Genomic DNA, 12,753 nt, shown 5'->3' with positions numbered 1-12,753 from the left:
TAATTCCGCTACTGTAATGGCAGGCTGACTGATAAAATCTTGTGGATCAAGCTGATTTATGTTTTGAATTGTTTTTCGGTATACATACATTTCCGCTGCTTTTATTCCCTAATTATGTAATTTATTCCAATATAATTGAATAAAATTATCCCAATTCATCCATACTGTTAATACTATGTAATCATTAGGAGCGCTGTATGCTGAATAATTTACTTTCCTTCCCCAAGTCTCTGCCTGAATTAAAATTCAATATTGACCGGCCCCATACCCTGTATGACATTGCTTTCCATGTACGAACGCTGTCACAGGAAGCGGCAGCAGCCGGTCAGGACATCATCGTACTGTGCATTGGCACTGACCGCTCTACCGGCGATGCCTTAGGCCCTTTAACCGGCAGCAAACTGCAGACTTTAAATGTAGACTTTAAAGTCTATGGGACCCTGGATCAACCGGTACATGCCACAAATTTATCCCATGCCCTGGAAGAGATCCGCTCTTCTCCTGTGCAGCCCTTTATTTTAGCCGTTGATGCCTGCCTGGGAAAATTGGAAAACATCGGCTGCGTTTCCTTAGGCCGCGGCCCGGTAAAGCCGGGGGCCGCTGTAAATAAGAATCTGCCGCCGGTGGGCAATGCTTATATCACCGGAATTGTCAATGTCGGCGGTTTTATGGAACACCTGGTGCTGCAAAGCACCCGCTTAAGTCTTGTCATCAAAATGGCAGATACCATTGCCCATGGCCTTTGCTTCGGATTACGTTCCTGAGGAATTTGTTAGCTCATGGCTTGTACACGATAAGGAATAAACAAAGCCAGGACTCTGCCGTCGAGTCCTGGCTTTGTTTATTACAGCCGCTCAAGTTCTTCCAGTATTTCATCTGACGACTTCCCTGCCGCATGAATAACCGGCACGTTCGTATGGATATCCTGCATGTTCATCAGATTGATATCAGCCCCGCTGACAATAACAGCATCCACCGTATCCATGTTTACGTGATCCAAATCCACAACATCATAGCCTTCCGTTTCCAAGGCCTCCATCAATTTGCTCAGATTTCTTTCCACTGCGATAATTCCTTGCATATATTACACCTCCGGCCTTATCATTGCCAAAACCGGAGGAATGTATCCATTTTACGCGAACAAAAATAAGCTAGTCGGCCTGTTGCTGATTTTCCTGACGCATTACGCAAGCGCCTTTAAACAACGCCCCTTCGCCAATTACCAACGAACCCACGGTAATATCCCCGTATAATTTAGCGGTCGGCAAAAGCTCCAATTGCCCTGATGCTGTTACATTGCCGATAACCGTTCCGGCAAAAATAGCCGCTTGAGCCTGGATATTTGCTTTCACCATACCTGTTTCGCCAATAACCAAATGACCGGAAGATACCACTTCCCCTTCCAGCTGCCCCTCAACCCGAATGGATCCTTTAGCTGTAAGCGTGCCTTTGAACTCAGTCTCCCTGCCGATTATCGTTGCTACATTCTCGCTAAAACCCGCATCCTGCTTTCTACCAAACATACCTTCCACGCCTTTCCGATAAATCTCGTCATTAGAACAACAGCTACAGAAAGCTGGCTGGATTCACCGCCGTGCCGTTCACCCGCACTTCATAGTGAACATGAGAACCGGTGCTCAGCCCAGTGCTGCCCATATAGGCGATTACTTCCCCTTTTTTTACTTGCATCCCCCGACTGACCAACACTTGCGAAGTATGTCCATAAATAGTAACAATGCCGTTACCATGATCAATTTGAACCATATTGCCGTAGCCGCCGCTATTCCAACCGCTTTCTGTCACAATCCCGTCTGCCGTTGCAACGATCGGCGTACCTGCACTGTTGGCAATATCAATGCCCGGATGCCAGTCACTGCCCCTGCCCCAGGGCGAACTCCGCCAACCGAACCGGGAAGTTACATCCCCTCCTGCCGGCCAAATCGAAGGCGTCGCCGCCAAACGAACCTGTTGTGCCGCCACTGCATCCCGCAATGAAGTAAGACTCGCCTCGCGAGCCTGCACTCCCTGCTGCAATTCCCGAACCAGCTTGGTAAGATCCTGCACGCTCGGCGTTACCATCGGCCCGCCCTGGCCGTGGTACAGTCCGCTGTTCGACCGCACAATCCCGCCCCGGGAAGCCCCGCTGGCTTCGTCACTGTTTACGAGCCGCCTGATTTCATTATCCAGGGCATCCAGCCGATTCATATCCTGCTGGAGGGCTGCCGTGGCTTGTCCCAGCTCCTCCAGTTGCTGCCCCTGATCGTCATTAACCTGCCGCAATCGTTCCAGTTCGGCCTTCTCGGAATTTGCCGCACTGACAGTGTGCTGATAATTTACAAATGTTCCTGCCACAATAAAAAGCACCGCACATAAAGCCGCTAACCCAATTTTAACCATTCGAATTGGAATTCGAATACTGCGTACAGCCTGCCCTCGGTGCGGAACAATTATTAGCGTATATTCTCTTCGATCCGGCCTTTGCAATTTTGATACCAATAACGATCCCTCCTTTGGGAAAAAATGTTAATCTATTTCTTTATTCGGCCCCCCTTGCTAAAATTCCTGCTAAGAAAAAGATTTTTTTCCCATTGCCTGCTGTAGTGCCTGCTTTTCTTCTTCCGTCAAAAAATAAGAAGACTGACCGTTGATGACGGGCTTGGCGTAAGATCGGGACTCATTTCTGCCAAAAATGCTGGACAAAACGATCCCGTTGTCAGCCGAATCCAGTAAGGCAATCGCATAACTTAAATCGCTGCCGGTATCTTCAAAAGCATTAAAGCGAACAATTCCCATTTTTTGCACACAATGCTGCAGCGTTTTTACGATAGCATTATATGCCGCCGCCGCCGAATCAATTTTGACCATAGCCTGTCGAACTTCTTCAATATGATCTGTTAACAATCGCTCCAAATTCGCTCCTTCCATGCCCTGCATCATTTTGCGATAGCGGCGATTCATTCGGGACAGCTTAATATTAATATGAATAAAAATAATAAGTGCCAAAAAAATCATAGCCGTCATTGCCAATAACACATACTGCAAGTTGGCCATAACTAAAGCTGAGAATTGAACCAAATAATTCATGGTATCCTACCTTTCTCTCTCCAGCATTTTCCTTATCATGCCGGCCAAAAAATGGCGATTACGGCTGCCAGCGGAATAGCCGGCAATAAATTAGCAACTTTGATGGTATGAATCTTTAACATTAGCAAGCTGATGGCAACAATCAGCAGCCCGCCGACTGCTGTCATCTCAACAATAGCCCTATCACTTAGAACCGGCCCCAGCGCTCCGGCCAATAAAGTAATCCCCCCCTGATACACCAGAACGGATAAGCTGGAAAAAGCTACTCCGATTCCCATACCGGAAGCAAATACTGCCGCTGCAATTCCGTCAATTATGGATTTGGCATAAAGTGTGCCGGCATCACCGGTTAATCCGTCCTGTATCGAGCCAACAATAGCCATTGCGCCGATACAAAACACCAAAGTAGCAGTAATAAACCCCTGCCCCACATCACCATACCTTCCCCCCAGCCGACTTGTCAGGCATTCCCCCAGCCGGTTGAGCCACCGGTCAATATTCAGCGCTTCGCCGATAACGGCGCCCAAACCCATACTTATAATGACAATCAGTATATTTTGTGTCTTTAATGCCATTTGTAAACCAATTAAACCAACCGAAAGCGCCATGCCCTGCATAAGAATATCCTGATATTTTGAAGGAATTCCACTTTTCAGCAGCAGTCCGGCGGAGGATCCCACTAATATCGTTACCACATTAACCAATGTCCCCTTCATCCTATATCATCCCTTCCGGAAATCCCGCTTTCTTCTCCATTATCCATCACTCTTCCAAAATCATCTGCGCCAAAGGAAACGGCATTAAAGCCCGATGCAAGATGCCATGGACATAAGCAATTAATACCCCGTAATTTACAATCGGCACTTTCATCAGTCGGGCCTGGGATAACCGGTATAGCATTTCCCGGCGGTTCAGCATGCAAGCGCCGCAATGAACAATTAGTTGGTATTGCTGCAAGTCCGGCGGAAATGTTCCTCCCGACACCCATTCAAACTCCAGTTCTCCTCCCACCATTTGCCGCAGCCACCGGGGAATCTTTACTTGTCCGATGTCGTCTGCCTGACGATGATGAGTACAGCCCTCGGCAATCAGCACCCGATCTCCCGGTTTCAAGCTATCAATGGCCCTGGCCCCGGCCACCAGTGTTTCCAGATCGCCTTTATGACGGGCAAACAGAATGGAAAAAGAAGTAAGCTGTACCTCTGGCGGTGTATCGGCTGCCACTTTTAAAAATTCCTGAGAGTCGGTAACAACCAGTTTCGGCAGCTGCCTTAACTGATCCAGGGCTTCCTTCAGCTCCCGTTCTTTTACTACAATACTGTAAGCATCATGGTCCAGAACATCACGGATCGTCTGAACCTGAGGCAATATCAGCCGCCCTTTCGGCGCTGCCAGATCAATCGGTACGACCAGCACCACCGTATCACCGGCATTGATCAGATCACCGATAATCGGCGGACCATCCCAATTGTCCGGCGCTTTAGCAATAATCTGCTGCTTAACTTCCTCTATTCCCTGTTTCGTTTTAGCACTCACCAATAACAAGTCCAGTCCGGTCGCTTGCTGCCATTTTCTTACTGTTTCCTCGTTAATTGACACAATATCACTTTTATTGACAAGGCCAATAAGAGGTACGTTCCGGTGGCGAATATCGGCAATCAACTTTCTCTCATAAGAAGTAATACCGGCTGCCGGATCAATAACCAGAAGCGCCTCGTCTGCCTTATGCAATACCTGCATCGTTCGCTCAATCCGCAGCGTTCCCAGTTCACCCACATCATCAATGCCGGCAGTATCAATGATCATCACCGGACCGACGGGCAGTATTTCCATCGCCTTGTATACCGGATCGGTTGTTGTCCCCGGTACGTCGGATACTAAAGCTATATCCTGACTGGTCAAAGCATTTATCAGGCTGGACTTTCCGGCGTTTCGCCGGCCAAAAATTGCAATATGCAATCTGCCGCCTTTCGGTGTATCTTGCATCCTTTATCCCTCCTTACGGCTATCATTCCTCCGCGGCTATTTCCCCGGCCGAGTCATATTTTGCGGATCTAATATTCCGTCCAATTGCTGAGGCGTTAAAATTCTTTTAGCTTCGACGACCTGACGAACCGTCTTGCCGCTAACAACAGCATCCCGGGCAATCTGCGTAGCTGCATCATAGCCAATATGAGGCGTTAGTGCCGTAACCGCAACCAAGCTATTTTCCAGTGATAGCCGGCATTGCTCCGACTGCGCCCCAATATCCTTTATGCAATACTTAGTAAACATGTCTATACTATTCACTAGTAATTCTAAACTTCCCAGCAAATGATGGGCAATCAATGGCAAAAATGCATTCAGTTCCAATTGTCCGGCCTGGGCCGCCAGGGTTATTGCCAAATCAGAAGCCATAATCTGGAATGAGGCCTGATTTACTGCCTCAGGAATAATAGGATTCACTTTTCCCGGCATAATCGACGAACCCGCCTGGCGCTCCGGTAAGCGTATCTCGCCAAACCCGGCCCGGGGCCCGGAGGACAAAAGCCGCAAATCATTGGCAATTTTAGCCAGATTGACTGCCAGTGCTTTTAACAAACCGGATACCTCGACAAATACGTCGGTATTTTGCGTGACATCAATCATGTTTTCCGCCCGGGCCAATCCCACCTTGGCATAATTGCGCAGCCGGTCATTGACCATATAGATATATTTTTTCGGAGCATTTAAACCTGTTCCTACCGCAGTTCCTCCCAGATTCACCTGTCTGAGACGCTCCTCCACTTTATACAGCCGCCAGCGATCCCGGCCAATGCACCCGGCATAAGCACTGAATTCCTGCCCCAGCGTAATCGGCACCGCATCCTGCATTTCGGTTCGCCCGACCTTAATAATTCCGGAAAATTCCGCTTCTTTATCCTGCAGTGCCTGCTGCAGCGCCGCACAGCCGCTGTTTAGCGGTTCCAGCAGCCAAATAGCGGCCAACCGCAAGGCAGTGGGATAAACATCATTTGTCGATTGGTGCAAATTGACATGATTCAGTGGATGCACCAATTCATACTCTCCCCGCTTGCCGCCTAGAATTTCAATAGCCCGATTGGCTACGACTTCATTTACATTCATATTGGTTGATGTACCGGCACCGCCCTGCAGCGCATCGGTTACAAATTGCTCCGACCACTTTCCGGCTGCTATTTCATCCGCAGCCTGAATAATGGCGTTAGCAACATTTTCCGGCAAATAGCCTAAATCCCGGTTCACTTCTGCCGCAGTTTTCTTGATGAGAGCTATGGCGGCAATCAAACGAGGATTCACCCTCTGCCCTGATAAGGGAAAATTTTCTACGGCCCGTAAGGTATGAATCCCATAGTAGACATCGTCCGGTACTTGGCGCCGGCCTAACAAATCTTTTTCCCAGCGCATAAAATTTCACCTCGGTTCAACCAGCAATGTTTCACGTGAAACTTTTTCAGACAACCATCGGTCCCCGCGGCCGGGTCGCAACAGCAGTCTGTTGAGCGGAAAGAACTTCAATGATTCGATCCAAATCATCGGCAGAATAAAATTCAATTTCAATTTTACTCTTCAATTTCCCCGGTTTAATTTTTACCTGAGTCCCTAATATCAGCTTTAACCGATCTTCAGCTTCCACTACAAAAATTTCTCTGTCTTTTTCAACAATCTCTGTTCTAGGCTTTCGTTTCGTTTTACCGATACGTTTTACTAATTCTTCCGCATCCCGTGACGATAAATCTTCCTCTATAATCATTTCTGCCGCTTCAAGCTGAAGTTCCGGGTTTCCCAGGGCCAACAGCGGCCGCACCTGCCCCATGGATAATGTTCCACGTGAAACATATTCTTGTACAACAGGATGCAGTTTCAACAGCCGAAGGGTATTGGCAATTAAGGAGCGACTGCGACCAATTTTACGGGCGACTTCCTCCTGAGTAAGACCGAATTTTTCCATCAGCATTTTATAAGCCGCCGCTTCTTCGAGGGGATTCAAGTCTTCCCGTTGTAAATTTTCAATCAGGGCAATCTCCGTCATCTCAGAATCGGTATATTCACGAACAACAGCCGGAATAACCGACAACCCTGCCTTCTGAGAGGCCCGCCAGCGTCTTTCTCCGGCAACCAGTTCATAACCTTTTAGTGTCCGGCGAACCACGATTGGCTGCAAAACGCCGTATTGTTGAATTGATTGGGTTAGCTCAGCCAAGGCTTCTTCATCAAACACACGCCGTGGTTGAAACTGATTGGGGACGATTTCCTGAACAGAGATTCCGCTGACCTGATCCTGATCCTCTTCTGCCGCAGCCGCGGTGGAAAATAAGGCTTCCAGTCCTCTCCCCAGGCCTCGTGCCTGTTTATTCATCACCAATCACCTCTCTCGCTAAATCAAAATATACTTCCGCCCCCTTCGATTTTGGATCGTATTTTATTACCGGCTGTCCGTGACTGGGAGCTTCACTTAACCGTACATTACGGGGAATAATGGTTTGATATACCTTATGACGGAAATGATTTTTTACCTCATCCACCACTTGAATGGAAAGATTCGTCCTGGCATCAAACATTGTCAGTACAACCCCTTCCAAAGTAAGGGCCGGATTTAGGTTTCTTTGCACCAACGATACCGTTTTCATGAGTTGAGACAATCCTTCCAGAGCATAAAATTCACATTGAATGGGAACCAATACGGAATTTGCCGCTGTTAACGAGTTAATCGTCAGCAGCCCTAAAGACGGCGGACAGTCAATGATGACAAAATCATAATTATATTTGATTTTATCCAATGCCCGCTTTAACTTGGTCTCCCGGGACATAATCGACACCAATTCAATTTCGGCACCAGCCAGTTGAATCGTTGCCGGCAATAACTCAAGCTGATCAATAGCGGTAGTCAGTTTAACCGACTCTGCCGGAACATCATTGACCAGAGTATCATAGACGCACCGCTTGATTTTCGCTTTATCAATGCCAAAACCGCTGGTCGAGTTCCCCTGAGGATCGATATCGACCAGCAATACCTTTTTCCCTAGTTCCGCCAGACATGAACTTAGATTTACCGCTGTGGTTGTTTTACCTACACCACCTTTTTGATTGGCAATTGCAATTACTTTTACCAAAAGTTCCACCTCGTATTCCTACATAACTAAAACTAAACATTCCACACCCGTTTTTAATATTCCTGCCAATTTAAGATATCATTAACATCAGAACGAAATAATGCTATAATTTGCTTACCTATAGTAACGGAGGAGTAACCATGGCAATATTTAACGCCCGGCTGACGGGAATCAACAGAGCGGAACTGCTGCGCTATGCTGGATTGACAAAAAAACCCAATTATTTCCCTGAATCATTATTGTCGGAAGCCTGCAATCAAGGTCATATTCTGTCACAACCAAAAGGCTGCTGGCAAAATTACGATTATGATGCCGCAACCGGAATGATCCTGGCGGATTCCCCTTTAAAATTAACGGGAGCCAGTATCTGTTCCCACCTGGCATCGGCTACCGCCGTTGCTATTCTGGCGGTTACTATCGGTCCGGCGCTGGAACAACAAGTTACACAAAATTTCAGCAACGGAGAATATACCGCCGGTCTCTTGCTTGATGCCGCAGGCACTGTAGCCGTAGAAAGTGCCGCCGACCAATTAAACAAACTTATTACTCGGCAAGCAGCCGGTCAGGGACTTACGACACTGCGCCGCTTTAGTCCCGGTTATGGCGATTGGAATATTACCGTTCAGCCTTATATCTTATCACTGGCCCAACAACAAACAATAGGCATTACTACAACCGAACGCTGCATGCTGCTGCCCCGTAAATCCGTTACAGCAATCATCGGCCTAAAACCGGCAGATGAGACTCACCTATTATCTTGCTATACTAGCGATAACAACTGCAGCAACTGCAATAAAACTAATTGTTTCGCCCGAAAGGAGTTCACAGAACGATGATTACAATTTTTGACGGTGCCATGGGCACAATGCTGCAGCAAGCCGGCCTGCAGCCGGGAGCCTGCCCGGAAACCCTGAATATTGACAACCCCGCCGCCGTAACCAATATCCACCGGCAATATATTGAAAATGGCGCCGACATTATTGAAACAAATACCTTCGGTGCCAACCGGATCAAATTAAACCACTACGGACTTGCCAACAAAGTCCCGCTGCTTACTGCCGCCGGAGTAAAAGCAGCCCGTGCTGCTGCCGGAAGAAATACAAAGATAGCCGGTTCCGTCGGACCAACCGGCCGGTTTATATCTCCCCTTGGTGATTTAGCCTTTGATCTGGCGGTCGAAGTCTACACAGAACAAATTACCGCACTGACCAAAGCCGGTGTTGATTTTATTATTATTGAAACCATCATTGATATTCAAGAAATGCGTGCTGCTCTGCTGGCAGCAAAATCCATATCCGATACTCCGGTAATTTGCCAATTATCCTTTGGCGAGGATGGCCGAACTGTAACCGGAACCGATCCCGAAACCGCAGCTATCATCCTGGAAGCAATGGGAGCAGACATTATCGGCGCCAATTGCTCTTTAGGCCCGGCTCAGCTGCTGCCTATTGTTTCGACTCTGACCCAATCCTGCCACCGCCCGATTAGTGTTCAGCCAAATGCCGGAATGCCACGGCTCATTAACGGCCAAACCGAATTCCCCATGACCCCCGCCGATCTGGCCGTCTGGGCACCTAAACTGGCAAATGCCGGCGCAAGCTATATTGGCGGCTGCTGCGGCACAACACCGCAGCATATCAACGCAATGCATCACGCTCTGAACGGAACAATATCACGGCCACAGCAACCCATCACCCTCACAAAGCATACTGCTCTAACCAGCCGCAGCAAAACAGTATCCATCGGTCCCGGACTGCCCAAGACCATCATCGGTGAACGCATCAATCCCACCGGACGAAAAGCTTTGTCCGCCGACATTCAATCCCGGCAGCTTATTGCCGTAAAAAAAGAAGCCCTGGCACAAATAAAAGCCGGTGCCTCGATCCTGGATGTAAACATGGGTGTGCCGGGAATTGACCAGGCGGCCGCCATGAAACAGGCTATCGAGGAATTATCCATGCTGGTGGATGCACCACTCTCCATTGATACAAGCGATCCGGCAGCCCTGGAAGCAGGCTTAAGAGCCTATCCCGGCCGGGCGCTCATCAACTCAGTCAGTGCTGAACCGGAGCGATTGACCAACTTTCTGCCGCTGGCAAAAAAATATGGCGCCGCCATATTATGCCTGCCTGTCTCCCCAAGCGGCATCCCCGCCACGGCAGGTGAACGGGTTGCTGTCATGCGGCAGATTATCCATGCTGCCCTGTCAGCCGGTTTGCGGCCCCAGGATTTTATCCTGGATGCCCTAGTGCTGACCGTAGCCGCCGACAATACAGCCGCAGCCGAAACACTGGAGACTTTAAAACTTTACCGGAAATATTTCGGTTATCCGGCGACAATGGGATTAAGCAATATCTCCTATGGCCTCCCCCGCCGGGAAATTATTAACAGCACTTTTTGCGCCATGGCACTGGCTTCCGGTCTGGATGCCCCTATCCTCAATCCCTATAACCAGCTAATGCAGGATGTGCTATCCGCTGCAGCCGTTCTCTTAGGCTATGATATCAATGGCCGGAATTACAGTTTATCCTTTGCTGCCGCCGGCGCCCCTCTCCAGCCGAGCACAGGGAAAAAAAGAACGAACAAAGATATTCTAGCCGAAATCCGGGAAACTGTCATACAAGGCGAAAAGGCAGCCGTCATTCCTTTAATAAAACAAGCATTAAAACAGGGTTATCCCGCCAACGACATCACCCAAAAAGGTCTGACCGCCGCGATGAATGAAATCGGTCAAGCCTTTGGCGCCGGCCGCTGCTACCTTCCCCAAGTCCTGCTGTCTGCCGAAACCATGCGAGCCGCTTTCCAAACTATTAAAGAAATTTTACCAGCGCAAAAAAACGCTACCGCCGGTAAAGTTGTGTTGGCCACAGTAAAAGGAGATATTCATGACTTAGGAAAAAACATCGTAGCCGCTCTGTTGGAAAACAGCGGCTTTGAAGTCATTGACTTGGGCAAAGATGTCACACCGGAAAACATCGTAAAGGCAGCAACCCGCTGTCAGGCAGACATTATCGGTCTCTGCGCTTTAATGACCACCACTATGCCGCAAATTGACATCACCATTAATCAACTAAAAACAAGCGGCTGCAAAGCCCGTATTTTGGTAGGCGGGGCCGTACTAACTGCTGAATACGCCGCTCAGGCCGGTGCTAACGCCTATGCCGCTAATGGGATTGAAGCCATTACGAAAGCTAAGATCTTGATGGAAAGCGAGTCATAGCTCATAGCTCATAGCTCATAGCTCATAGCTCAGTATAGCACCTTGCGAGCTTTTTGCAGTATTATTGCCTGCTCAACCAGGTGATTTTGCACTGGAAAAGGGCTGCCCTTCGTCTCAAGAGACAAAGGGCAGCCCCTTTTACTATCAGCCATTTTACAACTATGTTTTCTTCTGCTTGCTCTTTAAAACCAGTCAACCCCATTTTTTCAATCAGAAAATACAAACATTAGCTACTTTCGTTTGGGAATCTTCATCGTAAGCGTAATAAATTGATCATCTTGTTCCTGCCTGACTTTTATCCTCAATCCTGCTTTTTTCATTTCCGCCACTACTTTATTAATACTATTTAAAAAAATTCGTACATCTTTAATAACCTTAACCACATTTTGCCGCGGAGTATTTTCCTTTTCGATTTCCCGGGAAATATTCGTAACAATATCCTCAATCAATCCCTCTGTCTCCCGGACATTGAGTCCTTTTTCCCGAACCGTATGTAAAACCTCCAGCTGAAGCTTTGTATCCTCAAGTTTCAACAGCGAACGGGCATGGCGCTCAGTCAGATTTTCAGCCGCAAGGATGTCCCGAACCTGCGGCGCCAATTTTAACAGCCGCAGCTTATTGGCGATAGTGGATTGATTTTTGCCAACCCGATGAGCCAATTCTTCCTGAGTAAAACCAAAATTCGCAATTAACTTCTGAAATCCTTCCGCTTCCTCCAGGTAATGGAGATCTTCCCGCTGCAAATTTTCAATCATAGCTAGTTCGGCCATTTCTTTATCAGTTAGTTCTTTTACAATTACAGGAACTTCATTTAATCCGGCCAGCTTCGATGCCCGCAGCCGCCGTTCACCGGCAACCAGTTCAAAGCCTGCCGTCGTTTGCCGTACCAGCAGCGGCTGAATCACACCATACTGTTGAATGGATAACGACAATTCCTGCAGGGATTCCTCATTAAAAGTCTTGCGAGGCTGAAAAGGATTTGGCACAATAGAATCAATGACTATATACTGTATCTCGCTGTCAGCCATAGCCTCCTCAACAGCTGCATCTGCCGCAGTCTCACCAATACCAGCAGCAACAGCCTCCGTTTCCGGCAAATGAAGTTTCTCGACCTTCTCCTCGCCAAAGCCTAATAATCTGGCTATATTCTTCATCCGAACACCGCCTTAACCCAAAATCACAATCAAAAAATTCACCTGCACACATAACTATACCATACCCGGTAATCTGGCGCAAAATTTATAAGCAAAACCGCTGGCGCCTTTCCGGTTTATGACGCATAGCACTTGGCAAAAAATAATGGTTACACAAATTTTTATATTATAAATGTTCGGCATC

The 12,753-nt window shown here is 48.0% G+C and carries 13 protein-coding genes; 3 read left to right on the top strand and 10 right to left on the bottom strand.

Annotated features, from left to right (window positions below; translation table 11 throughout):
* The first annotated feature begins 197 nt into the window (after positions 1–197).
* Positions 198–764: a spore protease YyaC gene (gene yyaC / locus ABFC84_14915; GenBank protein MEN6414032.1), complete on the top strand. Its 567-nt coding sequence runs from the start codon at positions 198–200 to the stop codon at positions 762–764.
* A gap of 80 nt (positions 765–844) precedes the next feature.
* Here the strand turns inward: yyaC and ABFC84_14910 are convergent, their stop codons facing one another.
* The 9 genes from ABFC84_14910 to ABFC84_14870 all read right to left on the bottom strand — a co-directional run bounded on the left by ABFC84_14910 (position 845) and on the right by ABFC84_14870 (position 8,195).
* Positions 845–1,081: a YkuS family protein gene (locus tag ABFC84_14910; protein ID MEN6414031.1), complete on the bottom strand. Its 237-nt coding sequence runs from the start codon at positions 1,079–1,081 to the stop codon at positions 845–847.
* A 70-nt stretch (positions 1,082–1,151) separates the two neighbouring features.
* On the bottom strand, positions 1,152–1,523 hold the full coding sequence (locus ABFC84_14905; protein MEN6414030.1) for a polymer-forming cytoskeletal protein: 372 nt from the start codon (positions 1,521–1,523) through the stop codon (positions 1,152–1,154).
* Positions 1,524–1,566: 43 nt separating this feature from the next.
* Positions 1,567–2,496 carry a M23 family metallopeptidase gene (locus ABFC84_14900; GenBank protein ID MEN6414029.1) on the bottom strand — a complete coding sequence of 310 codons (930 nt, stop codon included), beginning with the start codon at positions 2,494–2,496 and terminating at the stop codon, positions 1,567–1,569.
* 69 nt (positions 2,497–2,565) lie between these two features.
* Positions 2,566–3,084 (bottom strand): DUF4446 family protein, encoded by a 519-nt coding sequence (locus ABFC84_14895; GenBank protein MEN6414028.1) that lies wholly within the window; start codon positions 3,082–3,084, stop codon positions 2,566–2,568.
* Between the two features lie 35 nt (positions 3,085–3,119).
* Complete coding sequence (locus ABFC84_14890; GenBank protein ID MEN6414027.1) at positions 3,120–3,800, bottom strand: DUF554 domain-containing protein; 681 nt, start codon at positions 3,798–3,800, stop codon at positions 3,120–3,122.
* A gap of 46 nt (positions 3,801–3,846) precedes the next feature.
* Positions 3,847–5,070, bottom strand: a complete 1,224-nt coding sequence (hydF, locus tag ABFC84_14885) for a [FeFe] hydrogenase H-cluster maturation GTPase HydF (protein MEN6414026.1) — start codon at positions 5,068–5,070, stop codon at positions 3,847–3,849.
* 36 nt (positions 5,071–5,106) lie between these two features.
* On the bottom strand, positions 5,107–6,489 hold the full coding sequence (locus tag ABFC84_14880) for an aspartate ammonia-lyase (protein MEN6414025.1): 1,383 nt from the start codon (positions 6,487–6,489) through the stop codon (positions 5,107–5,109).
* 46 nt (positions 6,490–6,535) lie between these two features.
* On the bottom strand, positions 6,536–7,441 hold the full coding sequence (locus ABFC84_14875; protein ID MEN6414024.1) for a ParB/RepB/Spo0J family partition protein: 906 nt from the start codon (positions 7,439–7,441) through the stop codon (positions 6,536–6,538).
* Positions 7,434–8,195 (bottom strand): AAA family ATPase, encoded by a 762-nt coding sequence (locus ABFC84_14870; protein ID MEN6414023.1) that lies wholly within the window; start codon positions 8,193–8,195, stop codon positions 7,434–7,436. The genes ABFC84_14875 and ABFC84_14870 overlap by 8 nt, the downstream gene beginning before the upstream one ends.
* Positions 8,196–8,335: 140 nt before the next feature.
* Here ABFC84_14870 and ABFC84_14865 point away from each other — a divergent pair, with 140 nt between their 5' ends.
* Both ABFC84_14865 and ABFC84_14860 read left to right on the top strand, forming a co-directional pair.
* Positions 8,336–9,031 (top strand): methionine synthase, encoded by a 696-nt coding sequence (locus ABFC84_14865; GenBank protein ID MEN6414022.1) that lies wholly within the window; start codon positions 8,336–8,338, stop codon positions 9,029–9,031.
* The gene (locus ABFC84_14860; protein MEN6414021.1) at positions 9,031–11,415 is read left to right on the top strand and encodes a homocysteine S-methyltransferase family protein; all 2,385 of its coding nucleotides are present in this window, start codon (positions 9,031–9,033) and stop codon (positions 11,413–11,415) included. Before ABFC84_14865 ends, ABFC84_14860 begins: the two co-directional genes overlap by 1 nt.
* A 230-nt stretch (positions 11,416–11,645) precedes the next feature.
* Here ABFC84_14860 and noc read toward each other — a convergent pair whose 3' ends face one another.
* Positions 11,646–12,569, bottom strand: coding sequence for a nucleoid occlusion protein (gene noc, locus ABFC84_14855; GenBank protein ID MEN6414020.1), 924 nt, complete (start codon positions 12,567–12,569; stop codon positions 11,646–11,648).
* Between the last annotated feature and the right edge of the window lie 184 nt (positions 12,570–12,753).

It is taken from the genome of Veillonellales bacterium, from assembly GCA_039680175.1.
Taxonomy (GTDB): Bacteria; Bacillota; Negativicutes; order JAAYSF01; family JAAYSF01; genus JBDKTO01.
This window is presented reverse-complemented; position numbering and strand designations above follow the sequence as displayed.

What these genes read in the sequence shown, in the direction of transcription:
- yyaC (MEN6414032.1), top strand. Translation starts at nt 198, where the DNA reads ATGCTGAATAATTTACTTTCCTTCCCCAAGTCTCTGCCTGAATTAAAA.
- ABFC84_14910 (MEN6414031.1), bottom strand. Translation starts at nt 1,081, where the DNA reads ATGCAAGGAATTATCGCAGTGGAAAGAAATCTGAGCAAATTGATGGAG.
- ABFC84_14905 (MEN6414030.1), bottom strand. Translation starts at nt 1,523, where the DNA reads ATGTTTGGTAGAAAGCAGGATGCGGGTTTTAGCGAGAATGTAGCAACG.
- ABFC84_14895 (MEN6414028.1), bottom strand. Translation starts at nt 3,084, where the DNA reads ATGAATTATTTGGTTCAATTCTCAGCTTTAGTTATGGCCAACTTGCAG.
- ABFC84_14890 (MEN6414027.1), bottom strand. Translation starts at nt 3,800, where the DNA reads ATGAAGGGGACATTGGTTAATGTGGTAACGATATTAGTGGGATCCTCC.
- hydF (MEN6414026.1), bottom strand. Translation starts at nt 5,070, where the DNA reads ATGCAAGATACACCGAAAGGCGGCAGATTGCATATTGCAATTTTTGGC.
- ABFC84_14880 (MEN6414025.1), bottom strand. Translation starts at nt 6,489, where the DNA reads ATGCGCTGGGAAAAAGATTTGTTAGGCCGGCGCCAAGTACCGGACGAT.
- ABFC84_14875 (MEN6414024.1), bottom strand. Translation starts at nt 7,441, where the DNA reads ATGAATAAACAGGCACGAGGCCTGGGGAGAGGACTGGAAGCCTTATTT.
- ABFC84_14865 (MEN6414022.1), top strand. Translation starts at nt 8,336, where the DNA reads ATGGCAATATTTAACGCCCGGCTGACGGGAATCAACAGAGCGGAACTG.
- noc (MEN6414020.1), bottom strand. Translation starts at nt 12,569, where the DNA reads ATGAAGAATATAGCCAGATTATTAGGCTTTGGCGAGGAGAAGGTCGAG.